Source organism: Comamonas avium (genome assembly GCF_014836675.1).
Lineage (GTDB): Bacteria > Pseudomonadota > Gammaproteobacteria > Burkholderiales > Burkholderiaceae_C > Comamonas > Comamonas avium.
The window spans coordinates 296,734-321,981 of the sequence record NZ_JACSQK010000006.1 but is presented as its reverse complement, the minus strand read 5'-3'; the positions used below and the strand labels follow the sequence as shown (position 1 = coordinate 321,981).

General features: G+C 55.7%; 28 protein-coding genes and 1 tRNA gene. 8 read left to right on the top strand and 21 right to left on the bottom strand.

Features of this window, described 5'->3' with window-relative positions; translation table 11 throughout:
* Nucleotides 1-82: 82 nt before the first annotated feature.
* The 14 genes from ccmI to napE are packed head-to-tail and all read right to left on the bottom strand — an operon-like array spanning nucleotide 83 to nucleotide 10,708.
* Entirely contained in the window at nucleotides 83-964 is an 882-nt protein-coding gene (ccmI, locus tag H9646_RS13975; protein ID WP_191723973.1) for a c-type cytochrome biogenesis protein CcmI, read from the bottom strand.
* Entirely contained in the window at nucleotides 961-1,419 is a 459-nt protein-coding gene (locus H9646_RS13970; protein WP_191723972.1) for a cytochrome c-type biogenesis protein, read from the bottom strand. Before H9646_RS13970 ends, ccmI begins: the two co-directional genes overlap by 4 nt.
* A complete protein-coding gene (locus tag H9646_RS13965) occupies nucleotides 1,416-1,937 on the bottom strand; it encodes a DsbE family thiol:disulfide interchange protein (protein WP_191723971.1) in 522 nt (173 codons plus the stop codon). Before H9646_RS13965 ends, H9646_RS13970 begins: the two co-directional genes overlap by 4 nt.
* Complete coding sequence (locus H9646_RS13960) at nucleotides 1,934-3,937, bottom strand: heme lyase CcmF/NrfE family subunit (protein WP_191723970.1); 2,004 nt, start codon at nucleotides 3,935-3,937, stop codon at nucleotides 1,934-1,936. The genes H9646_RS13965 and H9646_RS13960 overlap by 4 nt, the downstream gene beginning before the upstream one ends.
* Nucleotides 3,934-4,377 (bottom strand): cytochrome c maturation protein CcmE, encoded by a 444-nt coding sequence (gene ccmE, locus H9646_RS13955; RefSeq protein ID WP_191723969.1) that lies wholly within the window; start codon nucleotides 4,375-4,377, stop codon nucleotides 3,934-3,936. The genes H9646_RS13960 and ccmE overlap by 4 nt, the downstream gene beginning before the upstream one ends.
* A complete protein-coding gene (gene ccmD / locus H9646_RS13950) occupies nucleotides 4,374-4,505 on the bottom strand; it encodes a heme exporter protein CcmD (RefSeq protein WP_191723968.1) in 132 nt (43 codons plus the stop codon). Before ccmD ends, ccmE begins: the two co-directional genes overlap by 4 nt.
* Nucleotides 4,505-5,263: a heme ABC transporter permease CcmC gene (ccmC, locus tag H9646_RS13945; RefSeq protein WP_191723967.1), complete on the bottom strand. Its 759-nt coding sequence runs from the start codon at nucleotides 5,261-5,263 to the stop codon at nucleotides 4,505-4,507. The genes ccmD and ccmC overlap by 1 nt, the downstream gene beginning before the upstream one ends.
* Before the next feature lies 1 nt (nucleotide 5,264).
* A complete protein-coding gene (gene ccmB / locus H9646_RS13940; protein ID WP_191723966.1) occupies nucleotides 5,265-5,921 on the bottom strand; it encodes a heme exporter protein CcmB in 657 nt (218 codons plus the stop codon).
* Nucleotides 5,915-6,607, bottom strand: a complete 693-nt coding sequence (gene ccmA, locus H9646_RS13935; protein ID WP_191723965.1) for a heme ABC exporter ATP-binding protein CcmA — start codon at nucleotides 6,605-6,607, stop codon at nucleotides 5,915-5,917. The genes ccmB and ccmA overlap by 7 nt, the downstream gene beginning before the upstream one ends.
* A 4-nt stretch (nucleotides 6,608-6,611) precedes the next feature.
* A complete protein-coding gene (locus H9646_RS13930; protein ID WP_191723964.1) occupies nucleotides 6,612-7,253 on the bottom strand; it encodes a cytochrome c3 family protein in 642 nt (213 codons plus the stop codon).
* Between the two features lie 14 nt (nucleotides 7,254-7,267).
* Complete coding sequence (locus H9646_RS13925; protein WP_191723963.1) at nucleotides 7,268-7,756, bottom strand: nitrate reductase cytochrome c-type subunit; 489 nt, start codon at nucleotides 7,754-7,756, stop codon at nucleotides 7,268-7,270.
* Between the two features lie 17 nt (nucleotides 7,757-7,773).
* Nucleotides 7,774-10,266 (bottom strand): periplasmic nitrate reductase subunit alpha, encoded by a 2,493-nt coding sequence (napA, locus tag H9646_RS13920; protein WP_191723962.1) that lies wholly within the window; start codon nucleotides 10,264-10,266, stop codon nucleotides 7,774-7,776.
* Nucleotides 10,263-10,535 (bottom strand): chaperone NapD, encoded by a 273-nt coding sequence (locus H9646_RS13915; protein ID WP_191723961.1) that lies wholly within the window; start codon nucleotides 10,533-10,535, stop codon nucleotides 10,263-10,265. Before H9646_RS13915 ends, napA begins: the two co-directional genes overlap by 4 nt.
* Nucleotides 10,536-10,549: 14 nt before the next feature.
* Nucleotides 10,550-10,708 carry a periplasmic nitrate reductase, NapE protein gene (gene napE, locus H9646_RS13910; protein ID WP_191723960.1) on the bottom strand — a complete coding sequence of 53 codons (159 nt, stop codon included), beginning with the start codon at nucleotides 10,706-10,708 and terminating at the stop codon, nucleotides 10,550-10,552.
* A 365-nt stretch (nucleotides 10,709-11,073) separates the two neighbouring features.
* Between napE and H9646_RS13905 the strand changes: the two genes are divergently transcribed.
* Nucleotides 11,074-12,306, top strand: coding sequence for an NnrS family protein (locus H9646_RS13905; RefSeq protein ID WP_191723959.1), 1,233 nt, complete (start codon nucleotides 11,074-11,076; stop codon nucleotides 12,304-12,306).
* 18 nt (nucleotides 12,307-12,324) lie between these two features.
* Nucleotides 12,325-12,762: an RrF2 family transcriptional regulator gene (locus H9646_RS13900; protein ID WP_191723958.1), complete on the top strand. Its 438-nt coding sequence runs from the start codon at nucleotides 12,325-12,327 to the stop codon at nucleotides 12,760-12,762.
* 314 nt (nucleotides 12,763-13,076) lie between these two features.
* Here the strand turns inward: H9646_RS13900 and H9646_RS13895 are convergent.
* Nucleotides 13,077-13,153 (bottom strand) — tRNA-Pro (locus H9646_RS13895).
* A 185-nt stretch (nucleotides 13,154-13,338) separates the two neighbouring features.
* On the opposite strand from H9646_RS13895, the gene selD reads away from it, so the two are divergent.
* Entirely contained in the window at nucleotides 13,339-14,409 is a 1,071-nt protein-coding gene (gene selD, locus H9646_RS13890) for a selenide, water dikinase SelD (protein WP_191723957.1), read from the top strand.
* 82 nt (nucleotides 14,410-14,491) lie between these two features.
* Here the strand turns inward: selD and H9646_RS13885 are convergent, their stop codons facing one another.
* The 4 genes from H9646_RS13885 to H9646_RS13870 form a co-directional block, all read right to left on the bottom strand.
* Nucleotides 14,492-14,818 carry a hypothetical protein gene (locus H9646_RS13885; RefSeq protein WP_191723956.1) on the bottom strand — a complete coding sequence of 109 codons (327 nt, stop codon included), beginning with the start codon at nucleotides 14,816-14,818 and terminating at the stop codon, nucleotides 14,492-14,494.
* Between the two features lie 144 nt (nucleotides 14,819-14,962).
* On the bottom strand, nucleotides 14,963-16,369 hold the full coding sequence (locus H9646_RS13880; protein WP_191723955.1) for an HD-GYP domain-containing protein: 1,407 nt from the start codon (nucleotides 16,367-16,369) through the stop codon (nucleotides 14,963-14,965).
* 102 nt (nucleotides 16,370-16,471) lie between these two features.
* Nucleotides 16,472-17,110: a 3-oxoacid CoA-transferase subunit B gene (locus H9646_RS13875; RefSeq protein WP_191723954.1), complete on the bottom strand. Its 639-nt coding sequence runs from the start codon at nucleotides 17,108-17,110 to the stop codon at nucleotides 16,472-16,474.
* Nucleotides 17,111-17,112: 2 nt separating this feature from the next.
* Nucleotides 17,113-17,832, bottom strand: a complete 720-nt coding sequence (locus H9646_RS13870; protein WP_191723953.1) for a CoA transferase subunit A — start codon at nucleotides 17,830-17,832, stop codon at nucleotides 17,113-17,115.
* 77 nt (nucleotides 17,833-17,909) lie between these two features.
* On the opposite strand from H9646_RS13870, the gene H9646_RS13865 reads away from it, so the two are divergent.
* Both H9646_RS13865 and H9646_RS13860 read left to right on the top strand, forming a co-directional pair.
* Entirely contained in the window at nucleotides 17,910-18,455 is a 546-nt protein-coding gene (locus tag H9646_RS13865; protein ID WP_191723952.1) for a PAS and helix-turn-helix domain-containing protein, read from the top strand.
* Between the two features lie 288 nt (nucleotides 18,456-18,743).
* Nucleotides 18,744-20,192 carry a catalase gene (locus tag H9646_RS13860; protein ID WP_191723951.1) on the top strand — a complete coding sequence of 483 codons (1,449 nt, stop codon included), beginning with the start codon at nucleotides 18,744-18,746 and terminating at the stop codon, nucleotides 20,190-20,192.
* A gap of 175 nt (nucleotides 20,193-20,367) precedes the next feature.
* Here H9646_RS13860 and H9646_RS13855 read toward each other — a convergent pair whose 3' ends face one another.
* The gene (locus H9646_RS13855) at nucleotides 20,368-20,859 is read right to left on the bottom strand and encodes a DUF6882 domain-containing protein (protein WP_191723950.1); all 492 of its coding nucleotides are present in this window, start codon (nucleotides 20,857-20,859) and stop codon (nucleotides 20,368-20,370) included.
* Between the two features lie 119 nt (nucleotides 20,860-20,978).
* Here H9646_RS13855 and H9646_RS13850 point away from each other — a divergent pair, with 119 nt between their 5' ends.
* Complete coding sequence (locus tag H9646_RS13850; RefSeq protein WP_191723949.1) at nucleotides 20,979-21,560, top strand: peroxidase-related enzyme; 582 nt, start codon at nucleotides 20,979-20,981, stop codon at nucleotides 21,558-21,560.
* A gap of 60 nt (nucleotides 21,561-21,620) precedes the next feature.
* On the opposite strand, the gene H9646_RS13845 is transcribed toward H9646_RS13850, so the two are convergent.
* Nucleotides 21,621-22,040 carry an acyl-CoA thioesterase gene (locus H9646_RS13845; RefSeq protein WP_191723948.1) on the bottom strand — a complete coding sequence of 140 codons (420 nt, stop codon included), beginning with the start codon at nucleotides 22,038-22,040 and terminating at the stop codon, nucleotides 21,621-21,623.
* Between the two features lie 257 nt (nucleotides 22,041-22,297).
* Between H9646_RS13845 and H9646_RS13840 the strand changes: the two genes are divergently transcribed.
* On the top strand, nucleotides 22,298-24,004 hold the full coding sequence (locus H9646_RS13840) for an electron transfer flavoprotein-ubiquinone oxidoreductase (protein ID WP_191723947.1): 1,707 nt from the start codon (nucleotides 22,298-22,300) through the stop codon (nucleotides 24,002-24,004).
* A gap of 267 nt (nucleotides 24,005-24,271) precedes the next feature.
* A complete protein-coding gene (locus H9646_RS13835) occupies nucleotides 24,272-25,237 on the top strand; it encodes an ABC transporter substrate-binding protein (protein WP_191723946.1) in 966 nt (321 codons plus the stop codon).
* Nucleotides 25,238-25,248: the final 11 nt, after the last annotated feature.

Here is a 25,248-nt window from a genome sequence, read left to right as displayed (position 1 = left end):
CAGAGCGTCTGTCACGCATAAAGCATGCATGCGCATGGCGCAGGTGCTTTAGCCACTGTTTAGCCACTGGCAGGCATGCCTGTCACTTCGATGGTTCAAGCTGCTCCAGCCTGACCAGGTCATCTTGGATGCGCAAAGCAATATCGCTGCCCGGCTCCAGCAGCTGCAGCAGCGCTTGCCAATACTCTTTCGTCTTCTCTAAATCTCCGCGTGCCAGCGCAGCACTGCCGGCCAGAGCCAAGGCTTTGTGCTGTTGCGGGTAAAGCTGCAGGGCGTTTTCAAGTGCCAGCAGCACATCACCACTCAAATCGCCACCTTGCGCAGATGCCAGAGCATCCGCCTTGTCAGCCCATAGCCTTGCCTGGTCTTGCGCATCCATTTCCTGCGCTTTGGCAGCATCCACCGCCCGCTGATAGGCATCAGCTGCCTCTGCAAAACGGCCCATGGTTTCGTAGGAGCGGGCCAGCATGACCCAGCCAGGCACATTGTCTGGCTGCTCACGCAAGCGCAGCGCCAAGCCCTGCACCATGGCCTCCACCTGCCCTTCCATTGCGCTGTGCCCCACCTCCTGCGCCTGCGCCAATCTGGCTGCTGCCTGAGGGTCTCCGGCCTGCACATACAGAACGAGGGCTGCAACCGGGATGACTACAGCCAGCAACAAGCCACTTGCGCGTGGCAGCCATGGTCTTTGCCCCCATGCCTTGGGCTGCACACGATGGTCCAGCTCTATCAGCAGCCGAGATTGCAGCTCATCCTCAGCCTGGGCCAGATCAGTGTCGCTGAGATTGCCTGAGCGATGCTCACGCAAAAGCTCCTGCATCTGGTCTTGATAAAGGCCACGCAAGGCATCTTCACTGCTACGCTCAAGCGCCTTTGTTTCCTTGAGCAGACTGGGCAGCAAGACAGCCAAGGTGAGCAACACCAAGGACAGCGCACCCAACCACAAACCTTGCATGTCAGTCATGCGCTGTCCTCCTTGCCCGGGTTGTTCTGCGCTCGCTCCAGCCATGCTTTTGCACGTGCTCGCTCCTGCGGTGTCAAACGAGAATGCGGCAGCTGGCTGCGTTGACGCAGCGTCCGCCACAACACAACGAAACCTGCAGCCAAAGCGATAAAAGGCGCGCACCACAGCAGCCACGTCGAGGGCTTCCATGGCGGGGTATACCGAACAAAAGTACCGTAGCGCTGCTCAAAAAACGCCACCACTTCAGCATCACTGCGCCCTTGCTCCAGCTGCTCTGCAATCACACGCCGCATATCCTTGGCAATAGGCGCCTGCGACTCCGCCACAGTCTGGTTTTGGCAAACCACACAACGCAGCTTTGCAGCCAGCGCTGCTTCACGGGCCTCCAGATCAGCAGCGGCAAATACGCTATTGCAGGCCACGGCTGCACACAGTGCCACAGTCCATGCATTCATTGAACAGCCCTCACTACAGGCATGATTTTTTCTTCCCACACTTGCTGCGTCACAGGACCAAGGTGGCGGTAGCGCACACGCCCCTGAGCATCAATCACAAATGTCTCAGGCACCGCGTGAATGCCAAAATCCATTCCCACACGGCCATCAGCATCCACCGCAGAACCTACATAAGGGTTACCGGCCACCCGCAGCAATGCCTGCGCTTTGCTTGACTGGTCTTTGTAGTTCAGACCGTAGATGGCGACCTGGTCTTTGCGCGACATTTCCACCAATATGGGTAGTTCTTGGCGGCAAGGGGCGCACCATGACGCCCAGACATTGAGCAGCCACACCTTGCCACGCAGGGTTTGAGGTGCCAGGCGCGCATCTGACTGGCCCAAAAGCGGCAAATCGAAGACGGGAATTGGCTGGTCCAGTAACGCAGACTCCAGCGCACGGGGATCTCGCTGCAACCCCAGGCCCAGCATGACAGCCAACCCCAGGAAAACAGCCAGAGGGAGCATAAAACGCATCATCCCGCCTTTCGGGCAGCCACTGCCTGCACGCCACTTCGCACGCGCGAGCCGGCCATGCGAAAACGTTTATCCAGCAAGCTCAGACCTGCACCCAGCGCCATCATGCAAGTACCCAGCCAGATCCAGTCCATGAAGGGTTTGATCTGCAGCCGCACTGTCCATGCCAAACCTTCGTCATCCAGAGGTTCTCCGAGTGCAATGAACACGTCACGTGTCCAGCTGCTATCGATCGCAGCCTGACTCAATCCCATCGCCTGTACGCGGTAGGCACGTTTTTCAGGGTACATGTCCCACACCGCATCTCCACGACTGACGCGAAAGTGAGCGCGCTGTGCTTCGTAGTTAGGGCCTGATACCGCTTCCAGGCTGACAAAGTCAAAGTGATATTGCCCCGCTTGAACGCTTTGACCTTGGGCCACACTGGTCTCGCGCTTTGTTTCCAGCCCATTGGCCAGACTCACTGCTATGGCAAAGACACCTATGCCTGCATGCGCCATCAATGTGCCCCACCAGCCCCAGGGTTGACGAACCACGCGCTGCCAGACTGCACCCGGGTGCGCGCCAGGGTGCAGTCGCTGCCAGGCGTGGGCCAATGTACTCAACACACACCACAGGCCCAGGGCCAGACCCAGCAAGGTAGCTGGCGTAATGTGCCAGCCCCATGCACCTTGGGACAACATCAGCACCACAATGCCTGCAACGGTAAGCACCAAGGCCCCCCGCAAACGCCGCCACAGTTCTATCCCCGAGCCCTGCTTCCAGCGCGCCATCGTGCCAACGCCCATCAACGCCAGCGCAGGCAGCACCAAAGGCAAAAATACCGCTTCAAAATAAGGTGGCCCGACAGAAATTTTCTCATCTCGCAACACATCAAGTGCCAGCGGATACAGGGTTCCAATCAAGACTGCCAGCGCTGCGGCAGTAAACAGCACGTTATTGACCAGCAGCAAGGCTTCACGCGAGAGCAATGCAATCTGCCCACCGCCGCGCCCTAGTTCAGGCGCACGCCATGCGTACAGCCACAACGAAACACCCACTACCGCCACGATAAAACACAGGATGAACAGGCCACGACCGGGATCAACCGCAAATGCATGTACAGATGTCAGTACGCCTGAGCGCACCAGGAACGTGCCCATCAGGCACAGTGAAAAAGCACAAATAGCCAGCAATGCGGACCAGCTGCGAAACGCGCCACGCTGATCCGTCACTATCAAGGAGTGCAGCAACGCCGTACCGACCAGCCAAGGCATGAAGGAAGCGTTTTCCACCGGATCCCAGAACCACCAGCCCCCCCAACCCAGCACGTAATACGCCCAGGCACTGCCCAGCAAGATGCCCAGCGTCAGAAAGCCCCAGGCTGCCAGCGTCCAGGAGCGCGACCAACGCGCCCACGCGGCACCCAGCTCACCCGATATCAGCGCTGCCAAGGCAAATGCAAAGGGCACAGCAAAACCGACATAGCCCATGTACAGCAATGGAGGGTGAAAAACCATGCCAGGGTCTTGCAGCAATGGATTCAGGTCTTTACCTTCCAAAGCCGCTGGTACCAATCGCAAAAAGGGATTAGAGAGAAACAACAAAAACAGCAGCAAGCCTGCGCTGACCCAGCCCAGTACCGCGAGCACACGCGCCACAAAGTCTGCAGGCAATGCACGGCTGCACAACGCCACCGCAACGCTCCAGCCGGCCAGCAGCAATTGCCACAGCAGCATGGAGCCCTCATGTCCGCCCCAAAAAGCAGTCAACTTGTAGATCGCAGGAAGTTCGCTGTGCGAGTTGGCAGCCACATACAGCACTGAATAGTCGCCTACCCAGAAGCACCAGATCAAAATGCCGGTCGCAAGCAAAGACAGCAAGCACTGCAGCATGGCTGCCGGTCGCGCCAAACGCACCCATGCGGCAATGCCCAGCTGCGCACCAATCAATGGCAACGTGGCCTGTATGACCGCCACAATCAAGGCCAATACCAGCGCAAAGACACCCAGTTCAGCGATCATGGCAAGGCCTTTTTGGCACGCGCGGCCTCTTGCAGGGCCTTTGCAGCTTCTGGTGGCATATAGTTTTCATCGTGCTTGGCCAGCACTTCTGTGGCTTCAAAGAGGCCAGAGTCATGCAATTTTCCAGCCACCACTACGCCCTTGCCTTCTTTAAACAAATCGGGCAGCAGCCCCTTGTACTGCACAGCGACACGCTGCGCCTCATCCGTGACTTGAAATTGGACCTGAAGACCGTCTGCAGAGCGCTGGATGGACCCTCTTTCCACCAATCCTCCCACGCGAAATGCAGCCCCTTTAGGCGCCTCACCCGCATGAACCTGGCTCGGGCTATAGAAAAACATGACGTTAGCGTCCAATGCACGCAGTACCAAGGTAACGGCCAGACCGACCAACGCTACTCCGGCCAGCACCCACATCATGCGTTTTTTGCGAGGCTTCATAGCAAGTCTTTCTTTTTCTGAACAGTGCGCACCTTGCGCCAGCGTAGCCACAGAGAAATGACCTCTGCGACAAGCAACACAGCGCTGAGACCGTAGGCCAGCGCTATATAAAAATCATGGGTATGCATCAGAGCTTCTCCTGTGCAGCACGCTCGCGAATCAGGCATCGGGTGCGCACCAAACACACCGCCAGCGTATAAGCCCAGCAGGCCAGCACCATGAGCAGCATGCCAGCGAGCATGGTGTGCGTCATGCTTGGAGCCGCATCCATCCGGATGGTGGCCCCTTGGTGCAAAGTGCTCCACCATTGCACAGAGAAATAAATGATGGGTACGTTCACGACACCGGCCAGTAAAACGATGGCACCGGCGCTATCAGCCCGGCTCGTATCCTCAATAGCGGATACCACCCCGATATAGCCCAGATAGAGAAAAAGCAAAATCAGCTCTGATGTCAGCCGCGCATCCCACACCCACCAGGCACCCCAAGTAGGTTTTCCCCAGGCAGCGCCCGTCCACAAAGCAATCGCTGTAAACAGCGCCCCTGTGGGCATCAATGCGCGCGCCAGCATGGGTGACAGCCGGGTGTGATAGATCAAACCAAGGCCTGCATGCACAGCGGCGACCACATAGATAAACATGGACATCCACGCAGCAGGCACATGCAAAAAAATGATGCGATAAACCTCGCCTTGCTGATGATCGGTGGGCGCCAGTACAAATCCTGTCCACAGGCCTGCAATTGTCAGGACAACGGTCAAGGCGGCCAGCCAGGGCCACAGACGGCCCGCCCATACATCGAACACGGATGGTGCAGCCAGTTGACGCCAGCGGAAATCAACCACCGCAGCAGTTGCACAGGAAAGGGGGGGATCCGAGGGCTTCATATCATTCCAACGCTAAACGCAGCGCTGCAGCCACAGCCCACGGGCCAATCAGCACTGCCAGACACAAAAAAGCACCCAGCAAATTTAATGAGGGTGCCGCAGGCAGGCCTAGCGAAGCCTGCACGACCGCGTGACTGCCAAATATCAAAACAGGTATGGACAGGGGAAGCGCGATCAGGGCCAGCAGCAGTTGTCCGCGCACACCTAAAGTCAAAGCAGCGCCAAACGCGGCCAAGAGGCACAGGCTCGGTGTTCCAAGCACCAGTGACAGCAGCAAAACGGCAATGACTTCAGTCTCCATGCCGTATTGCCACCCAAGCAGTGGCGTGGCCAGGAGCACAGGGCCAACACCCGCCAACCACTGTGCAGCGGTCTTGAGCCCCACCAAAAGTGGCAATGGTGCAGCAGCCAGCATCCATTGCTCCAGTGTTCCGTCAGCGTAGTCGCTTTCAAACAGGCGATGCTGGCTCAGCAGCACAGCAAGCAAAGCGGCTATCCAGATAACACCTGGTGCTATCTGACGCAACAAGATGCTGTCAGGCCCCAGGGCCAGAGGCAGCAGGCTACCCACCATGATGAAAAACATCAAACCACTCAGAGCATCTGCGGGACGGCGGATGGCAAGACGCAGTTCTCGCGCGACGACCGCAATCAACATGCAATGCCCTGGATTGGAGTTGCGCCGGGGATGGGAAATGCCGCAGCACTTAAATCAAGCACCAGGGTGGGTGTGCTAGCCAGAGTGATTCCACGGTGTGTTGCCACAATGGCCATCCCACCTGCTCTGGCGTGGGCCTCTAAAACCTGCGCCAAAAGAGTTTCTCCATGACTGTCCAACGCACTGTCCGGCTCATCGAGTAGCCACAGTGACTTTTCACTCAGCATGGTGCGGGCAATTGCCAAGCGCCTGCGCTGCCCTTGTGACAAGCGTCCAAATGGCTGATCTGCCCACTCATACATTGAAAGTTGCTCAAGCACCGCCGCCACTTTATGCGGCTGCCAGGTGACATTCAGAAGGTTCAGTGCAAAGCGTAAATTCTCCAGCCCAGTCAACGCATCACTCATGCCGCACTGGTGCCCCAAATAGGACAAATGCTGCTGGTAAACAGCGCTGCGCACCTGAACCTCACAGCCACACCATGACAGCTGCCCGGCACGCCACGGCAAAAATCCAGCCAAGCTGCGCAACAAAGTGCTTTTACCTGCACCGTTACTCCCCCTGAGCAGCAGTACCTGGCCAGCGCTGAGCCTTAGGTCAATATGTCGCAGCAGCACGCGACCGCTACGGATACATCCAAAGCCTGAAAGCTGCAGGCTTTGGGGTGCGCAGTCCTCACACGCCATGAAATTAAGGCTTGCTGCTGACTACAGCTGAGGATGGAACAACCTGGCCGGGACTATCGCTGGGCCCCTGCCCCGCAGGAATATGCGGCAGATTGTGGGCAATGCCCTTGTGACAATCAATACACGTCTTTTCTTTGTTTGCCAGGTACGTGGAGTGCATGTTCTGTGCACGCAAGCTTTGCCGCGTGAAGTCCATGGAGTCATAGTTGTGGCAGTTACGGCACTCCAGCGAATCGTTGGCCTTGAAGCGTGACCATTCGTGCTGCGCCAGCTCCAGGCGCTTGGCTTCAAATTTTTCTGGCGTATCTACCGTACCAAAGATCTTTCCCCACACCTCTTTGGAAGCCTGCATCTTGCGAGCCATCTTGTCAGTCCAGTTGTGTGGCACATGGCAGTCAGAACAGATCGCACGCACACCCGAGCGGTTCGTGTAGTGAATGGTACTTTGTAGTTCCGCAAATACGTTATCGCGCATTTCATGGCAGCTCGTACAAAACTTCTCGGTGTTCGTAACTTCCATGGCTGTATTGAAGGCCCCCCAAAACAGGATGCCTGCAATAAAACCACCAATGGTTAAGAACCCAAGACTGAAGTGCACGCTGGGGCGGCGAATCACACCCCAGTAGCGCTTAAGTAGATTCAGCATGTGCAAGCCTTACGTCAGTGTTTTTTTGAAGAGTTCGCGGGGTTTTTCAACGCATTCAGGATCACGCTATCCACATCCTGAAATGTGTTCCCGACCAGGGGCTTCACATTATCTTGGCCGACATGACACTGCACGCAGAAGTAGCGACGCGTGGAAATCTGCCCCAGCGTATTGCCATCACGATCTTGGTAGTGTGTGATCGACACCGGAATCGCCTGTGAAATTTCCGCCTTGGAACGGGAATGGCAATCCATGCATTTGTTGAAATTCTTATCGATTTGGTAGCCATCGATCCTGTGCGGAATCACAGGCGGTTGCTGCGGATAGTTGCGTGTACGACGCACGTCATCATTGATGGCATTGCCAAGCACAGGAGGCTTAGGCGCTTCCAGCAAGGGGGTTGTGCCCCGCATTTTGTCGTACAAAGGCTCTGCCGAGACTGTGAAAGATGCAGCACCGACGCAAAGCATCAATGCAATACCCAGTTTTTGTATTAGCTTCATGGTGGGCCTCTCTGCTTTTAGACCTTGGTCAGTTTCACTGCGCACTTTTTGAAGTCGGTTTGCAGGGAAATTGGGTCAGTGGCATCCAGCGTGACCTTGTTGATCAATTGACTCGCATCAAACCACGGCACATAGACCAGACCACGTGGTGGCTTGTTGCGACCACGCGTCTCCACGCGCGAGCGAATAAAGCCACGGCGAGAAGCAATCTCAACTTCACTGCCTCGACGCATGCCAAGCTCCTTGGCATCTTCTGGGTGCATGTAGCACAGCGCATGAGGCATTGCGCGATGCAACTCAGGAACACGGCGCGTCATCGACCCTGAGTGCCAGTGCTCCAGCACCCGGCCAGTGGACAGCCAGAATGGGAAATCCTTATCTGGAGCCTCTGCGGCAGGCTCATAGGGCAGGCCAAAGATGATGGCTTTCCCGTCGCTATGGCCATAGAAATCAAAACCGCTCCCGGCCTTGACGTATGGATCCGCCCCTTCTCGATAGCGCCATTTGGTTTCTTTTCCATTCACCACAGGCCAGCGCATGCCACGGACCTGGTGATAAACATCGAATGGCGCCAGATCGTGCCCATGCCCACGGCCAAACGTTGCGTATTCTTCAAACAGTCCTTTTTGCGGATAGAAGCCAAAGAATTCTGCCTCGTGATTTTTATAGCCTTCTTCTATATCTGTAACTGGAAATTTATCAACCTGACCATTACGGTACAGCACATCAAACATGGTCTTGCCGCGGTATTGCGGGGCCTTAGCCAGCAACTCCTCTGGCCATACCTCTTCAATTTTGAAGCGCTTGGAAAACTCCATCAGCTGCCACAGGTCAGAACGTGCCTCACCGGGTGCCGGCACCAGCTGATGCCAAAAATGCGTGCGGCGCTCTGCATTGCCATACGCGCCTTCTTTCTCCACCCACATTGCAGTGGGCAAAATCAAATCCGCCGCTACAGCTGTCACCGTGGGATAGGCATCAGAGACCACAATAAAGTTATCTGGATTGCGATAACCGGGGTAGCCCTCTTCCACCATATTGGCCGATGCCTGCATATTGTTGGTCACCATGACCCAGTACGCATTGAGCTTGCTGTCTTTGAGCATGCGGTGCTGTTGCACTGCATGGTAGCCAGGCTTGTCGGGAATAGTGCCCTCTGGCAGCTTCCATATCTGCTCAGCAATTTTTCGGTGCTTGGGATTGGTCACCACCATATCCGCAGGCAAACGATGCGAAAACGTTCCTACTTCTCGCGCCGTTCCGCATGCCGATGGCTGGCCTGTCAGCGAAAACGGACTGTTGCCAGGCGTCGCAATTTTTCCTGTCAACAAGTGAACGTTGTAGACCATATTGTTGGCCCAGACACCACGTGTGTGCTGGTTAAACCCCATGGTCCAGAACGACACAACCTTGCGTTTGGGATCGGCGTACAACTCCGCCAGTTCTTTGAGCCGGTTGGCCGGGACTCCCGTCAGCTTGGTGGTGTAGTCCAGGGTATAGGTTGAGACGAACTTGGCGAACTCGTCAAAACTCATGTCCTGAGAGCCACCCGGATCTGCTGCATTTTTGGCAGCCTTTTGCAAAGGGTGCTCCGGCCGCAGCCCATATCCAATGTCGGTATTTCCACGGCGGAAATTACAGTGCTTGGACACAAACTCCTGATTGACACGCCCGGTTGTAATGATGTGATTGGCAATGTAGTTCAGTATGGCCAAATCCGTCTGAGGCTTGAAGGTCAGTTCAATATCAGCCAGTTCATACGAACGATGCTCAAAAGTTGAAAGAACAGCCACCTTCACATGCGATGCACTCAAGCGTCGGTCCGTGACGCGAGTCCATAGCACCGGGTGCATCTCAGCCATGTTTGAGCCCCAAAGCACAAAGGTGTCGGTAGCTTCAATGTCGTCATAGCACCCCATGGGTTCATCCATGCCAAACGTGCGCATGAACCCCGCGACGGCAGAGGCCATACAGTGGCGCGCATTGGGGTCAATGTTATTGGTACGGAAACCCGCCTTGAAAAGTTTGGACGCAGCGTAGCCTTCCCACACCGTCCATTGTCCCGAGCCAAACATGCCGACACCGGAAGGCCCCTTTTCCTTGAGCACTTTTTTGAACTTATCGGCCATCACATCAAAGGCGGTATCCCAGCTGACATGCTGGAATTCACCATCCTTGGCGTACTTGCCGTTCTTCATCCGCAGCAATGGCTGCTTGAGCCGGTCCTCGCCATACATGATCTTGGAAAGAAAGTAGCCTTTAACGCAATTGAGCCCGCGGTTCACCTCCGCCAGGGCGTCTCCTTGTGTAGCCACTACACGATCATCTTTTACAGCGACCATCACTCCACAGCCTGTTCCACAAAAACGGCAGGGAGCCTTCGACCATTTCATGGAGCCATTCGCACCGGCTCCTGCTTCTTGCGATGCAGCATAAATAGGAATACCAGCTACAGCGCCTGCTGCGGCTGCGGCTGACTGTCGAACAAAATCGCGACGGGTACTGGTCATGAAGTGACTCCCTCGTTGAGTGAATGCAGGGGTTCGGTGTGCTGATACACCAAGGAAACATTAATTACGCCGGCAATCTGTCGAATCAACGCCACTTGATCCATGATGAACGCCGCGCTGGGGCCTTCTAAAGTAATCACCAGCTTCCCATTGGGATGGGTTCCATGCACGTGTGCCGCTTCAACTGCAGCCATGGCTTGCGCCACCTGTTCTACTGTTGCTGGGAGCACATGGATCACCAGACTGGCGATGTGAAGTTCCTCATTCATAGAGCCACCTCTTTTTATGCGTGTGGCGGCCCAGCGAACATTTGGTAAAACCAAACAATGAAGCCATACGCTGCAATAAGCAGTCCAGCAAGCACTGGCGCCATCACCACCGTCAGAAACGCAAAACTGCGTAACTCTTCTGATGCTGAATCGTGAGAATTTTTATTAGGCATAGCTACCTTTCTTGGTGATTTCTCACCACTTTCATCTGAGCTTCAAAAAGTTGAGTCAAGTTGCCTCAACCCTGCACTGCCGACGTTTATTTATTCAATTACTCTACGCGTAGATCAGAACGCGGCTTTTGTTTGATGTCAAATCGATATTCAAATGATCGCAAAACACTCAAGTACTAGAAAATTCCTAAAAAACATCCACAAGTACTTGATAAAAAAAGAATTTCATTGGATTTTAAAAATAAAAAGTCAATCAGCCGCGCAAACAGGTTGATATAAATCAAATCGAAGTCACTTGGCGACCAAAAAATCATGGAAATATCTATTCTGTATAGATGTTCAGTTATTTCGGTTTATTCTGAAAAATGTCGCCACTCATGCAAATTCAAGAGCCCGCTGGTGCCAGAAAAAAGAGCTCTCCCTCTTGGACTGCTTTTCTGGAGTTGGGCTTCAGGCCTCTTTACTTGGCTGCATGCGCTTGGGCTGTCATCGCGATTGGGCTGTGGATTTTCTTGCCAAGTCTGATCTCAGCCCCAATTGCCACGGTTTACTGGCATGCACATGAAATGCTGTGGGGGTTTGTTGGCACTGTGGCCATTGGATTTCTTCTCACAGCAACCAACAACTGGACGGGAATCAACCCCCTTCACGGGCGCGCACTGGGCGGCTTATTATTTTTGTGGATCATTGCCCGAGTTTCGCTGCTGCTGCCCTACCAAGCATCACTGCTGATTGCCCTCATAGCCAACTTGCTGTTTTACACCGCCGCCGCCTTGGCCGTGGCGCGCTGCGTTTTTCAAAAAAGAAATCCTCAGAACTATGGATTTGCGCTGCTCATGCTGGTCATGGGCGCAAGCAGTGCAGCTTATTTATGGCAGTTTCATCAAGGCACCGACCACTCTTCGGTCGTGCAGCAGTACGCAACCGGCATGCTGTGCATGGCGAGCATTACGACGCTTCTAGCGCGGCGCGTTATCCCCTTCTTTGCCAGCCGCGCAGTTGAAGGTCTGGATATCAATCGCCACACCCTCACGGGTCAATGGCAGACAGCATTCAGTGCCTTAGCCATCGTGTGCTGGATCTTCAAGTGGCCCCTAGGCGCTGGACTCTTTCTGAGCGGTGCTGCAGCGATTGCACTGTGGCATCTGTTTGCCTGGCACCCCTGGGCTGTGCGCAAGCATCCATTGCTATGGATTCTTTACGCTGGCTATGCTGGTCTAGCAATCGGCTTGCTGAGTACTGCGGCATATTGCTTTGGCTGGATTGCTACTTTTGCCATCCCCATTCATGCATTGGCTGTGATGGGTTTCTCGACTTTGATCATGGGCATGATCACTCGAACGGCTTTGGGACACCTGGGTCTTGCCTTGCGCGCAAATCGGCATATTTTGTACTGCTATGCAATGGTGCTGGGGGCCGCCGTCTTGCGTTTAGCGGCATTCATCGATCACCGCTTGACGACCCCACTCATTCATACCAGTGCGTTACTGTGGATGCTGGCTTTTGCCCTCTACATCTACCACTTCTTTCCTCTTCTGATCAGACCACGGGTTGATGCACCTTCCGGCAAGCCTGTTGTCGTCAAACGCACCCCTTAGTGCTCTTGCAACGACATCATGCGCCTTACCGCTCTTACCGATTACGCACTTCGCGTGTTGCTTTTTGCAGGCTTACACCAAGATCGACTCTGCACACTCAGCGAAATCGCACAAAGCTACGCCATTTCGCACTCGCACTTGATGAAAGTCTCACAGCTGCTGGCACAGAACGGATGGATCACTACTGCGCGCGGCAAAAATGGAGGGCTGCGCCTGAGCAGGCACCCATCAGAAATTAACTTGGGGCAAGTCATACGCAGCATTGAGCCGGACTTTGCACTTGTTGAATGCCTGGGCGCCAACAACCAATGCCAGTTGAATGGAAGCTGTGCACTCACTTGCATCCTGCAAGGTGCGCTCAGAGCTTTCTGGCAGCACCTGGACTGCTATACGCTGGCCGATGCGATCTCCAATGGCGCCTGGACAAACCTGACACAGCTGCAGCCAGCAAAATGAGGCAGGCTCATGCAGCAGATCCACAGCACTTGCGATGGCCGCAGCTTGCTGAGAAAAAATGAGCGCTGGCATAAATGCCCCCATCTACCTGAATCGTGGCCTCAGACAAAAAGAAGCTGCAAGCATTGCTTCAGACGGCAGTCTGCACAAATGCCAAAGGCACCATGGCTCGCAAAAACTCAGGCTTGGCAGCCAATGCTTACTTGTCTGCAGACTGATTGAATGGACCAGCAAGACAGCAATTGGAGTGCAGCCACCACCTTCAGAAACGAAAAAAGGGTCTAGCACTTTTCAATGCTAGACCCTTGATATCGTGGTCGGAGCGGCGGGATTCGAACTCGCGACCCTCTGCTCCCAAAGCAGATGCGCTACCAGGCTGCGCTACGCTCCGACAAGCTCAAAGTATAACCCAAATCCGAGGGCCTATTTACAAATAGTCCGACTCCATTGCACCATCCTCAACTGCAGTCACTCATTGCGTGAACTGGCGCACAATGCCCAAGGCACCTGAGCCGGTGCCTTTTCATATTTAACGTGCAATCAAGCCCCCGTGCTGCGTGCAGCCTTTGAACCACCATGACCCAAGCTCCTGATACCACATCCACTATCGCACCTCGTCTCACTTCGCTGTCGCATGGCGGTGGCTGTGGTTGCAAGATTGCCCCTGGTGTATTGGCCAAACTGATTGGTCAAAGCACTTTGCCAAAACAGTTCTTCCCCGACCTTCTGGTGGGCACAGAGACTGCCGACGATGCAGCGGTTTACCGCATCAATGACGAGCAGGCGATTGTTGCAACCACTGACTTTTTCATGCCCATCGTGGATGATCCGCGAGACTTCGGCCGCATTGCTGCCACCAATGCCTTGAGTGACATCTACGCCATGGGTGGCACACCGTTGATGGCACTGGCCATTGTGGGCATGCCGATTAACGTGCTCCCCCATGAAACTATCGCAGCCATTTTGGAAGGCGGTGCTTCCATTTGCCAGGAAGCGGGCATTCCCCTGGCCGGTGGTCACTCCATTGACTCGGTCGAGCCTATTTATGGCTTGGTGGGCATTGGCATCGTCAACCCCAAGCAGATCAAGCGCAATGCAGACGCCAAGGCGGGCGACGTACTGATACTGGGCAAGCCGCTGGGTGTCGGCATTTACTCTGCAGCACTCAAGAAAAAGCTGCTGGACGAGACAGGCTACCAGGCCATGGTGTCAGCCACCACCCAGCTCAACCGCCCGGGTATCGATCTGTCCAGACTGGAAGGTGTACACGCGCTGACAGATGTCACCGGCTTTGGTCTGCTGGGCCACAGCTTGGAGCTGGCGCGCGGTGCCAAGCTGGCTGCGCACATTGATGCTGATGCCCTGCCCGTACTGCCAGGAGTGATGGCGCTGGCCGAGCAAGGTATCTTCACCGGCGCATCGGGGCGCAACTGGGCGTCGTATGGTGATGCTGTGCGCCTAGACCCAGGCATTACCGAAATTCAGCGCGCTTTGCTGACCGACCCCCAGACCTCAGGCGGCCTGCTGGTGTCTTGCACGCCTGAGAGTGCGCAGCAAGTGCTGGAGATTTTCCGCAGCAACGGTTTTGCCAACGCCGCCGTCATTGGTCACATGGCTGCAGGCGAGCCACAGGTACACGTCGCCTAAGCAAATCTGCCACAGCAAAAAAGCCCTTGGCTCAAGCGCCAAGGGCTTTTCTTATTTACATCCCGCAAGTACTTGCCGACGCTCAGGCAAGTGATTTGTGCTTCATCCAATGACTGGCTTGCTCCATGGCATAAGCCACAGCATTTTCTGCTGACGCAAAAACAGGCTTGAAAGTAAAAAAACGTTGATAGCGCGCAGTGCCTTCGCCGCTGTCGATGCTGAGCTGAGAGACAAAGCCAGCATCTTGCGCTTGCTGAGCGCGTGGCACAAACGTGAAACGATCCATGGTGATGGTGCCGGGGTGCGCAGGGTGCATAAAACAAGCCTTTTGAATTTGGCGACTCAGCGCCAAAGCACCGTCGCTCACGATGGTGCTATATGTTGATTTTTGGTTCTCAACATTCAGCATAAATGGTGCTCATGTCTTTTTGATGACACGAAAAAGAGAGCATCCTGCGCAGTCACTGCTTGAAAATAGATAACAAAACATACTAAAAATCAGTATTCATCTGCTCTATCCGCTCCTGAAACTGATTGGTCTTGCTGGTTCGTTTCAATTTTGAGAAAGATTTTCTGTCGCCTCCACCACTTGCGCTGCAGGTACGCCTGCAACCTCTTTCCCAAAAACACTGCGGCAGTTGACCAGCCAGTCATTGAGCGCTTCTGCCAGCACATCTGAAGGCTGCAGCAATTGCGGCCAGCGGCGCATGCAGGTTTGCACACAGCTTTCGGCCTGCCATAGCGCCTCTTTGTTGATGAGTACCAGCTCAGCCATGCTGGATGGATCTTCCTCGAACATCTTCAACCAGTCAGCCTGCTGGCGCGGGTGCGAGCCCGATTCCGCCAAAGACTTCTCCAAGGCCTGCATACGCAAATCCACATATACACCCGCCCGCCCGCTGGCCAGCGTTTGCCATTTCTCCGGGAATTTGCGCTTGCATACGGCCCAGTGCTGCATGACTGCGGCCAGCATTGCAACCACTTGCCGCACCTGCGCACTCGAGTGCGCTAACGCCAGCGGCTGCGCGCTGTCTGCCGGCTGCTCATGAGATAACAATGCATGCACATGCTGTGTCAGCCGGTGGTCAAAGCGGTTGTGGTTCATGCGCAGCACCAGTGAAAGGCGCTGCGCTGGCATGTCGCTGAACTTGCCATAAAAGGCCGACACCACCTCGGCCAGCATCAAAATGCGTCCCCACAGCGAAATGGCATCTCCTTTGGTATGGCCAGGGTAGCCACTGCCATCCAGACGCTCATGGTGCTCCAGCACGGCATCCTCTGCACGGCGTGAATAGGCCTGAGTGGACTGCACGACCAGCATGGCGGTGATGGAGTGCACAGCCAATTGCTTGCGCTCATTGAGCGTCAGCTTGTGCTGCACGTTCTCCCAGCCCGGTGGCATGTACAGCATGCCGATATCGTGCAGCAAAGCTGCCGCTGCAAGTTCTGCGCAATCGTCCTGCGACATCTCTTCTTGCAGCGCCAAGCTCACGGCCACCATCATCATCAAAACACTGTGTTCAAACAATTGCGGCAGCTGGTGGCGCATCACTGTCATTTTGAAACTGGCACGCTGCGGCCACTTCATGTGCTGCACAACCTGCACCAGCCGAGGGTGCCTGTCACCCAGCCACTGCGCCAGTTGCCGTCCCAGCATCGTGCTATCTGACAACCGCTGTACCTGCGCTGCAATGCAGTGAATATCTACGGCATCACTGGTGGAGAGCTGGTCATCGACTTCACCTGCCAACCTGTGCTGAATCAACCGCTCATACAAGCGGCTGTCAATGCGTACACCTTTGTCCAGCAGCTTGATGCCACTTTCCGAATAAATAGCACTTTCGGCGACCACCACCTGACTTTCTGCCATTGCCGTCACGGCACGCAGGTAATGCGCATCGTTAGACAACGCCGAAGGATCCAAAGGTGTTTCACTGTCGCCAGTGGTGGGCAAGTTCATGCGATAAAAGCAAGTTGTTTAAGCCAATATTAACGATAGAACAGACACAAACTAAAAACCCGCCATATGGCGGGTTTGACACATATTGACTATGCCAAAAGGTCACGTCAAAAGCGGCACTCCGGTTTTAGACTGAATCTCCTGCAGCGTCACGCCCGCAGCCAGCTCAACCAGCTTGAGCCCTTCAGGCGTCACATCCATTACGCCCAGATCGGTGATGATGCGATCAACCACCCCGACACCCGTCAGTGGCAGCGTGCACTGGGGCAAAATTTTCAGATCGGTCGTGCCATCTTTCTTCTTGGCCACATGCTCCATCAGCACAATCACGCGCTTGACGCCCGCGACCAGGTCCATCGCCCCGCCCATTCCCTTGACCATTTTTCCGGGAATCATCCAGTTCGCCAGGTTACCCTTTTCAGACACCTGCATGGCCCCCAGAATGGACAGGTTGATCTTGCCGCCGCGAATCATCGCAAACGACTGGTCAGAGCCAAAAATGGCCGAGCCTGGAATGGTGGTGACGGTCTGTTTGCCCGCATTGATCAAGTCAGCGTCCACCTGGTCTTCGGTCGGAAATGGGCCAATACCCAGCATGCCGTTTTCCGATTGCAGCCACACCTCCTTATCCCCGGTGTGATTGGCCACCAGCGTGGGAATGCCAATGCCCAGGTTCACATAAAAACCATCTTCGAGTTCTTGCGCCGCACGCGCGGCCATCTGGTCTTGGGTCCACGGCATGGTCAGGCTCCTGCTTTTTGAGTAGTGGTTTCAGTGATGGTGCGTTTTTCAATGCGCTTTTCTGGCGTGGCGTTGTGCACGATGCGGTTCACATAGATGCCCGGCAGGTGGATATCGTCTGGTGCAATGTCACCCACCTCCACCAGCTCCTCCACTTCCACAATGCAGACCTTGCCGCAGGTGGCCGCTGCCGGGTTGAAGTTGCGTGCGGTCAAGCGGAACTGCAGGTTGCCACTCTTGTCGGCACGCCAAGCCTTGACCAGCGACACATCGGCCACGATGGCGCGCTCCATCACATAAGTTTCGCCATCAAACTCGCGCAGCTCTTTGCCTTCAGCCACCAGCGTGCCCACACCGGTCTTGGTGAAAAAGGCCGGAATACCGGCACCGCCAGCGCGCATCTTCTCGGCCAGCGTACCTTGCGGTGTAAATTCCAGCTCCAGCTCACCGGCCAGATACTGGCGCTCAAACTCTTTGTTCTCGCCCACGTAGCTGGCAATCATTTTTTTGATCTGGCGGGTTTCCAGCAACTTGCCCAGACCAAAGCCATCCACACCGGCGTTGTTCGAGACCACCGTCAGATTTTTCACTCCGCTGTCGCGCAGTGCATCAATCAAGGCCTCTGGAATGCCGCAAAGGCCAAAGCCACCCACCGCCAGCAATTGCTCGTCGGCCACTACGCCCTGCAAGGCTGCGGCCGCAGAGGGATAAAGTTTTTTCACATCGTCTCCTTGTTGTCTAAGCACGCTTCAAAGATACTACGTAACCACGTACGTAGTTTTTCCTAGAGTGTTGCACCATGAATCTGGATCACCGTTTGGCTTTCGAGCTGGCCCCTGTGGGGCTGGTGATCTCGCGCAACCGCATCATGGTCGATTGCAATCAGCGTGTCTGCGAGATGTTCACCACCTCGCGCGAACTCTTGCTGGGTCAGTCATTTCAAATACTTTACCCCTCTGCCGACGAGTACGAACGTCTGGGTGCGCGCATGGCTCCCATTCTCAATGCCAAGGGAACATATTCAGACAACCGGATCATGAAACGGGCCACAGGCGAGACGTTCTGGTGCCACGTCAGCGGCCGCGCTTTGGACCGTCTGAACCCGCATGCTGAAGGCATATGGAGTTTTGAAGACCTCAGCGAGCAGCGTCCTGTCAAAGCCACGCTCACAGGCCGCGAGCGTGAAGTGGCAGCCAAATTGCTGGAAGGCCTGACCTCCAAAGAAATCGGTCGCACCCTGGGCATCAGCCATCGCACCGTAGAAATCTACCGCGCACGCCTGATGCGCAAATACGATGCCAGCACCACCGCAGATCTGGTGCACAAGCTGGTATCCGCCAGCTGAAAGCACAGCAGCACCGTTGATCGCTTTGTGCAATGTTGCGCTATATCTGCGACTTGCTCTGACATTCGCAATAGCATGAGAGTGCGCAAAATATCTGCATGCCACCCCCCGATAGCGTGCGCAGAGCCTTAATCGGCGCGATTCATAAAACCAATCAATTGACAATTATTTTTGATAGTTTCTAGTTAAGAATAACTACAGCTCTTGAGTTGCACACGCAGTCAGCAAAGCGGACAGCCTTTCTGCGTAGCCCTTCCAGTCTGTCCCTCCATCAAAAGGAAGCTTGCGATGAACCGCCTCACCACCGCAGCCGGCGCACCGGTACCCAACAATCAGGATTCTCTGACCGCAGGCCCACGCGGCCCCATGCTGCTGCAAGACTTGTGGCATCTGGAGAAGCTGGCGCACTTTCACCGCGAAGTGATTCCAGAGCGTCGCATGCACGCCAAAGGCTCAGGTGCTTTCGGCACCTTCACCGTCACTGGTGATATCACCCAGTACACCCGTGCCAAGGTGTTCTCAGAAATTGGCAAGAAAACAGAGCTGTTCGCACGCTTTTCCACCGTCGCTGGTGAACGAGGCGCAGCAGATGCCGAGCGCGATATCCGTGGCTTTGCCGTCAAGCTGTACACCGAAGAAGGCAACTGGGACCTGGTGGGCAACAACACCCCCGTCTTCTTTTTCCGCGATCCACTCAAGTTCCCCGACCTGAACAAGGCCGTCAAGCGCGATCCATACACCAACATGCGCTCGGCCGAGAACAACTGGGATTTCTGGACCGGCCTGCCCGAAGCGCTGCACCAGATCACTATCGTGATGAGCGACCGTGGCATTCCTACGGGTTACCGCCACATGCATGGTTTTGGCTCACACACCTACTCCTTGATCAACAAGGACGGCCTGCGCCACTACGTGAAATTCCACTGGCGCTGCCAGCAGGGCATTCAAAACCTGAGCGACGCAGAAGCCGCTGCTGTGGTTGCCGGCGACCGTGAATCTTCGCAGCGCGATTTGCTGGAGGCCATTGACCGCGGTGACTTCCCCAAGTGGACGCTGTGTGTGCAGATCATGACCGAAGAGCAAGCGCAAACCTACCGCTTCCACCCCTTCGATCTGACCAAGGTATGGAGCAAGAAGGACTTTCCGCTGATCGAAGTAGGCGTGATGGAACTGAACCGCAACAGCGACAACTACTACGCTGACGTCGAGCAATCAGCGTTCGCGCCCTCCAACCTGGTACCTGGCATCGGCCCTTCGCCAGACCGCATGCTGCAATCGCGCCTGTTCTCTTACGCAGATGCAGCACGCTACCGTCTGGGTGTGAACCACCACCAGATTCCCGTGAACGCACCGCGCTGCCCTGTCAACCAGTACCACCGCGATGGTGCCATGCGCGTGGATGGCAACTTTGGCCGCACGATTGCCTATGAACCCAACACCAAGGGCGCATGGAAAGAGCAGCCTGAGTACGCTGAGCCAGTAGAAAAGCTGTACGGTGACGTGGCCCGCTGGGACTATCGTGAAGACGACAGCGACTACTTCACCCAGCCGGGTGACCTGTTCCGCCTGATGACACCAGACAAGCAGCAATTGCTGTTTGCCAACACCGCACGCAACATCAATGGTGTGTCGCAGTACATCATCGACAAGCACATTGAGCACTGCACCAAGGCAGATCCAGCGTACGGCGCAGGCGTAGCAGCCGCGCTGCAAGCCCTGCGCGCTGGCAAGCTGTAAATCAGCCAGCCTAATGGCAGACACAAGCCCTCTTTGCCTTGCGCAGGAGGGCTTTTGCATTACGGCTCCAGCACGCGCAGCGTGCCATATCCACTTCGCTGATCTGTGCGCCGTAACAAGAAAAAACGCTCCGAAGAGCGTTTTTTTCTTGCACAGCAAGACACCTGAACCAGCGTCAGTTCACCAGCACCCCTTCATCGCCCGCCACCTGCAAATGCAAAATGGTGAAGTACAGCGTCACGTCGCCTTGCTTGTCAATGAACGTGCCCACCGCGCGCTGCAAACGCCCCGCAATACACAGGCACTCCGTCGCTTCCGGGCGACCACCCACAATGCGGGGCGTGGTCAGCAACGCCAGATCATTGGCCTGCCCAAACTCACGCACCACCTGCAAGGCTTCGCTGTGCTGGGCAGGAATGGCATCGTTGGCCCAGCTCCATAAAAAGCTGCCTTCACTGTCACTGGTGGTGCCCACCAGACACACGGTGGCCACTACCTGGTGCAGGGGCGCCTGCAGCACCAGCGTGGCCTTGTCCAGATCCCAGCGGTAGCTGGGCGCTTCGAGCAAGCCAAACTGGCGTGGCCATTGCGCGTTGTGGGCCATCATGGCTTCTACCGCCTCGCGACTCCAGGCGGCCCAGTCGGTGCTTTGATTTCCTTCGCTCATTCCAATTCCATTGTTCTGCAATAGCCGCCATTGTCGGTCACGGCGAATGCTTGTCGGTATGCTGCGGATAGCCATCGCCAAGATGGCGCCGATAAAACCAATATACGGAGACAAGCACCATGACCACTACCCGCTACCCTTTTCCAGATATCAGCACGCTGCCGGAAGACCTGCGCAGCCGCATTCTGGAGGTGCAAGAGAAGGCGGGATTTGTTCCCAACGTCTTCTTGGCCTTTGCACGCCGGCCGGCAGAGTGGCGCGCATTTTTTGCCTACCACGACGCGCTGATGCTCAAAGAAGACGGCAACCTGACCAAGGGCGAGCGCGAAATGATCGTCACCACCACCAGCGCCGCCAACCAGTGCCTGTACTGTGTGGTGGCGCACGGTGCCATCTTGCGCATCTACGAGAAAAAACCTCTGCTGGCCGACCAGGTAGCGGTCAACTACCGCAAGGCAGACATCACTGCGCGCCAGCGTGCCATGCTGGATTTTGCGATGAAGGTCAGCCAGGACAGCCATGCGCTGCAAGACGCCGACTTTGCCGCCTTGCATGCCCACGGCTTTGACGATGAAGACGCCTGGGACATTGCAGCCATTACGGCGTTCTTTGGCCTGTCCAACCGCATGGCCAGCTTTGCCGGCATGCAGCCCAACCCAGAGTTTTATCTGATGGGCCGCGTACCCAAAGCCAAGGCTTAAATAAAAATGAGCACTTATCGCTTGCCTAACAAGGACTTCAGATACTTTTATATCTGAAAGCTAAGATACAAGCGCGCTAAGTGCTTCTGGAAGTGAAGCAGCCTTCTGGCGCGCCGTATCAATCCAGATCACCGTTGCGCCACCGGCTGCGCACAGTACTCCGGGCTCGCTCACACGCTCCATCGTTGTCCAGGTGTCAAACGTGGCGCGTGCTGGGTCACTCACATACATCTTGAGCAACACGTTGTCTGGGTATTTAAGCTGCCGTTTGAAGTTGCAAAACGCATTTGCAATCACGGGCCCCTGACCATTGGGCAGCAGCAAAAAACCAATCTGGCTGAACCAGTCCACACGCGCGTGCTCCATATATTTGAAGTACATCGCGTTGTTGACATGCCCCATGGCATCCATATCCCCCCACTTCACAGCAAAGCTCGTTTCATAGACCAGCTTTTTGTGCTCTGGTATTTCCAGTTTCATTCCCTTTGCTCCTGCTTGTTCGCCAGTAGGCTCATCTTGTTCAAGTGCGTCAGCCTAACCCAGTGCGATTGCGTCTGTATGGCGTCACCTAGGTGTCACAGATGTGTCTAAAAAGTCGATATGGCCCGCAAATCACGCCCTGCCAGCCTCAAGTTTTTGGGCAGAAGCGATCTGGACGCATAAAATCAGCCCCAAATTGTGGCCATCCGCACGAGCGTGCCATTTAGATTTTTATTATTCCCAAGAGAGACACCCCGATGACAAACGCAGAAATCTTGGCGCAGTACGGCCCGCGAGAGGCTATGGAATACGACGTAGTGATCGTCGGCGGCGGCCCTGGCGGTCTGGCAACGGCCATTCGCCTCAAACAGCTGGCAGCCGAGAAAGGCCAAGACGTTTCGGTGGTGGTTCTGGAAAAAGGTTCAGAGCCTGGTGCGCACACGCTGTCCGGCGCCATCATGGACCCCAAGGCACTGACGGAGCTGATCCCTGACTGGAAAGAAAAGGGAGCCCCCCTGAACCAGCCCGTCACCGAAGATGCCATGGTGTTCTTCAGCGAAAAAAGCTCGCTGCGCACGCCCAATTTCCTGCTGCCCAAGTGCTTTCACAACGAAGGCAACTTTGTGGTGCGTCTGGGCTTTGTCACCAAGTGGCTGGCCGACCAGGCAGAAGCACTGGGCGTAGAAATTTTCCCCGGCTTCGCTGCTGCGGAAGTGCTCTACCACGAAGATGGCTCCGTCAAAGGCATTGCCACCGGCAACATGGGCGTAGGCAAAGATGGCGAGCCCACGGGTGACTTCCAGCTGGGCATGGAGTTGCATGGCAAATACACCATCTTCTCTGAAGGCTCACGCGGGCATCTGGGCAAGCAACTGATTGCCAAGTTCAATCTGGACGAGGGCAAAGATCCCCAGGCCTATGGACTGGGCATTAAAGAGCTGTGGGAGATCGACCCCGCACGCCACAAACCCGGCATGGTGCTGCACACCGGCGGCTGGCCCATGGACAGCAAAACCTATGGCGGTGGCTTTCTGTACCACCTGGAAGACAACCTGGTCACACTGGGCTTTGTCACGGGCCTGGATTACGCCAACCCCTACCTGTCTCCGTTCGAGGAAATGCAGCGTTGGAAGACCCACCCCAACATCCGCTACTACCTGGAAGGTGACGAAGCCAAGGGCATCAAGCCAGCCAAGCGCATCTCGTACGGCGCACGCGCCATCACTGCAGGCGGTATTTTGAGCCTGCCCAAGCTGGTGTTCCCCGGCGGTGCGCTGGTGGGCTGTGACGCTGGCTTCTTGAATGCCTCGCGCATCAAGGGCAGCCATGCTGCAATCAAAACCGGCATGCTGGCTGCTGAAGCAGCGTACGACGCCATCGTCGCCGGTCGCCAGGGCGACGAGCTGGCGGCCTACGAAACCGCGTTTGAAAACAGCTGGCTCTACGAAGAGCTGTGGAAGGCACGCAACTTCAAGACCTGGTTCAAGAAGGGCCTGTCAACCGCAACCGTCATGAACGGCCTGGAGCAATTCCTGCTCAAAGGCTGCATTCCATGGACGCTGCACCGCGACAAACCTGACCACGCCTACCTCAAGCCTGCGGCCGAGTGCCAGCCCATCGCCTACCCTAAGCCCGATGGAAAATTGACGTTTGACCGCCTCTCCAGCGTCTTCATCAGCAACACCAACCATGGCGAAGACCAGCCTGCGCACCTGACGCTCAAAGACGCCTCTGTACCCGTGAACATCAACCTGGCCAAATATGCCGGGCCAGAAAGTCGCTACTGCCCTGCGGGCGTCTATGAGTTTGTTGCGGACACAGACAAAGGCGGCAATGCACAGCGCCTGCAGATCAACGCACAAAATTGTGTGCACTGCAAAACCTGCGACATCAAGGACCCCACACAGAACATCGTGTGGGTGACCCCGGAAGGCGGCGGCGGCCCGAACTACTCGGGCATGTAACGCCACGCATGCTTCATGCAAAAAAGACCCGCTTTGCGGGTCTTTTTTTCCAATATTTGCTGCACAAAATCTGAGCAACTGCACCAATCAGGTTCATTACGCACAAAAACTGCGCCGTGTTGACAAACTGTCACAGCACACGTCTTTGCCCAGCAATGACCAAGACCTGCTGCTATAGACTTGTTCGGCGCAAAGAGCAGACAACTGGCCTGTTCCTTGCATGCATAAATGCCTTCTAGGCTTCATAACAATGGTGGAGAAAACGCAATGAATTTCAAGTCCTGGGCACCTCTGGGTGCTGTCGCCCTGGCCATCGCTTCCATGACAGGTGCACACGCTGCAGACAAGTCTGTCGCGGTGACCGCCATCGTGGAGCACCCTGCACTGGATGCCGTGCGTGACGGCGTTCAGGCCGCACTCAAAGCAGAAGGCTTTGAATCTGGCAAGAACCTGAAGTGGCAATACCAAAGCGCCCAGGGCAATACCGGCACGGCAGCGCAAATCGCTCGCAAATTTGTGGGAGACAAGCCCGATGCCATCGTTGCCATTGCCACCCCTTCGGCCCAGGCCGTCGTAGCCTCCACCAAGAGCGTGCCCGTCGTGTTCTCTGCTGTGACTGACCCCGTCGTTGCCAAGCTGGTTCCCAGCTGGGAAGCGTCCAAAACCAACGTGACCGGTGTTTCCGACTTGCTGGCGCTGGACAAGCAGATGAACCTGGTCAAGCAAGTGGTGCCCACTGCCAAGCGCGTTGGCATGGTCTACAACCCCGGCGAAGCAAACTCTGTGGTGGTGGTCAAAGAGCTGCAAAAGCTGCTGCCTACACTGGGCATGACATTGGTTGAAGCAGCGGCACCTCGCTCGGTGGACGTCAGCAGCGCTGCCCGCAGCCTGATTGGCAAAGTGGATGTGATTTACACCTCCACCGACAACAACGTCGTGTCTGCCTATGAAGCCCTGGTCAAAGTGGGCCAGGACGCCAAAATTCCATTGGTCGCTTCGGATACTGACTCCGTCAAACGCGGTGCTGTCGCTGCGTACGGTATCAACTACCGTGACTTGGGCGAACAGACTGGCCGCATGGTGGCCCGTATTCTGAAGGGCGAAGCACCGGGCACGATCAAGCCTGAGGTGAGCACCAAGATGGAACTGTTTGTGAACCCGAGTGCTGCCGAAAAGCAAGGCATCAAACTGTCTGACGCACTGGTCAAGAGCGCCGCGCAAGTGGTGCAATAAGCCCGCATAGC

What these genes read in the sequence shown, in the direction of transcription:
- ccmI (WP_191723973.1), bottom strand. Translation starts at nt 964, where the DNA reads ATGACTGACATGCAAGGTTTGTGGTTGGGTGCGCTGTCCTTGGTGTTG.
- H9646_RS13970 (WP_191723972.1), bottom strand. Translation starts at nt 1,419, where the DNA reads ATGAATGCATGGACTGTGGCACTGTGTGCAGCCGTGGCCTGCAATAGC.
- H9646_RS13965 (WP_191723971.1), bottom strand. Translation starts at nt 1,937, where the DNA reads ATGATGCGTTTTATGCTCCCTCTGGCTGTTTTCCTGGGGTTGGCTGTC.
- H9646_RS13960 (WP_191723970.1), bottom strand. Translation starts at nt 3,937, where the DNA reads ATGATCGCTGAACTGGGTGTCTTTGCGCTGGTATTGGCCTTGATTGTG.
- ccmE (WP_191723969.1), bottom strand. Translation starts at nt 4,377, where the DNA reads ATGAAGCCTCGCAAAAAACGCATGATGTGGGTGCTGGCCGGAGTAGCG.
- ccmD (WP_191723968.1), bottom strand. Translation starts at nt 4,505, where the DNA reads ATGCATACCCATGATTTTTATATAGCGCTGGCCTACGGTCTCAGCGCT.
- ccmC (WP_191723967.1), bottom strand. Translation starts at nt 5,263, where the DNA reads ATGAAGCCCTCGGATCCCCCCCTTTCCTGTGCAACTGCTGCGGTGGTT.
- ccmB (WP_191723966.1), bottom strand. Translation starts at nt 5,921, where the DNA reads ATGTTGATTGCGGTCGTCGCGCGAGAACTGCGTCTTGCCATCCGCCGT.
- ccmA (WP_191723965.1), bottom strand. Translation starts at nt 6,607, where the DNA reads ATGGCGTGTGAGGACTGCGCACCCCAAAGCCTGCAGCTTTCAGGCTTT.
- H9646_RS13930 (WP_191723964.1), bottom strand. Translation starts at nt 7,253, where the DNA reads ATGCTGAATCTACTTAAGCGCTACTGGGGTGTGATTCGCCGCCCCAGC.
- H9646_RS13925 (WP_191723963.1), bottom strand. Translation starts at nt 7,756, where the DNA reads ATGAAGCTAATACAAAAACTGGGTATTGCATTGATGCTTTGCGTCGGT.
- napA (WP_191723962.1), bottom strand. Translation starts at nt 10,266, where the DNA reads ATGACCAGTACCCGTCGCGATTTTGTTCGACAGTCAGCCGCAGCCGCA.
- H9646_RS13915 (WP_191723961.1), bottom strand. Translation starts at nt 10,535, where the DNA reads ATGAATGAGGAACTTCACATCGCCAGTCTGGTGATCCATGTGCTCCCA.
- napE (WP_191723960.1), bottom strand. Translation starts at nt 10,708, where the DNA reads ATGCCTAATAAAAATTCTCACGATTCAGCATCAGAAGAGTTACGCAGT.
- H9646_RS13905 (WP_191723959.1), top strand. Translation starts at nt 11,074, where the DNA reads ATGTCGCCACTCATGCAAATTCAAGAGCCCGCTGGTGCCAGAAAAAAG.
- H9646_RS13900 (WP_191723958.1), top strand. Translation starts at nt 12,325, where the DNA reads ATGCGCCTTACCGCTCTTACCGATTACGCACTTCGCGTGTTGCTTTTT.
- selD (WP_191723957.1), top strand. Translation starts at nt 13,339, where the DNA reads ATGACCCAAGCTCCTGATACCACATCCACTATCGCACCTCGTCTCACT.
- H9646_RS13885 (WP_191723956.1), bottom strand. Translation starts at nt 14,818, where the DNA reads ATGCTGAATGTTGAGAACCAAAAATCAACATATAGCACCATCGTGAGC.
- H9646_RS13880 (WP_191723955.1), bottom strand. Translation starts at nt 16,369, where the DNA reads ATGAACTTGCCCACCACTGGCGACAGTGAAACACCTTTGGATCCTTCG.
- H9646_RS13875 (WP_191723954.1), bottom strand. Translation starts at nt 17,110, where the DNA reads ATGCCGTGGACCCAAGACCAGATGGCCGCGCGTGCGGCGCAAGAACTC.
- H9646_RS13865 (WP_191723952.1), top strand. Translation starts at nt 17,910, where the DNA reads ATGAATCTGGATCACCGTTTGGCTTTCGAGCTGGCCCCTGTGGGGCTG.
- H9646_RS13860 (WP_191723951.1), top strand. Translation starts at nt 18,744, where the DNA reads ATGAACCGCCTCACCACCGCAGCCGGCGCACCGGTACCCAACAATCAG.
- H9646_RS13855 (WP_191723950.1), bottom strand. Translation starts at nt 20,859, where the DNA reads ATGAGCGAAGGAAATCAAAGCACCGACTGGGCCGCCTGGAGTCGCGAG.
- H9646_RS13850 (WP_191723949.1), top strand. Translation starts at nt 20,979, where the DNA reads ATGACCACTACCCGCTACCCTTTTCCAGATATCAGCACGCTGCCGGAA.
- H9646_RS13845 (WP_191723948.1), bottom strand. Translation starts at nt 22,040, where the DNA reads ATGAAACTGGAAATACCAGAGCACAAAAAGCTGGTCTATGAAACGAGC.
- H9646_RS13840 (WP_191723947.1), top strand. Translation starts at nt 22,298, where the DNA reads ATGACAAACGCAGAAATCTTGGCGCAGTACGGCCCGCGAGAGGCTATG.
- H9646_RS13835 (WP_191723946.1), top strand. Translation starts at nt 24,272, where the DNA reads ATGAATTTCAAGTCCTGGGCACCTCTGGGTGCTGTCGCCCTGGCCATC.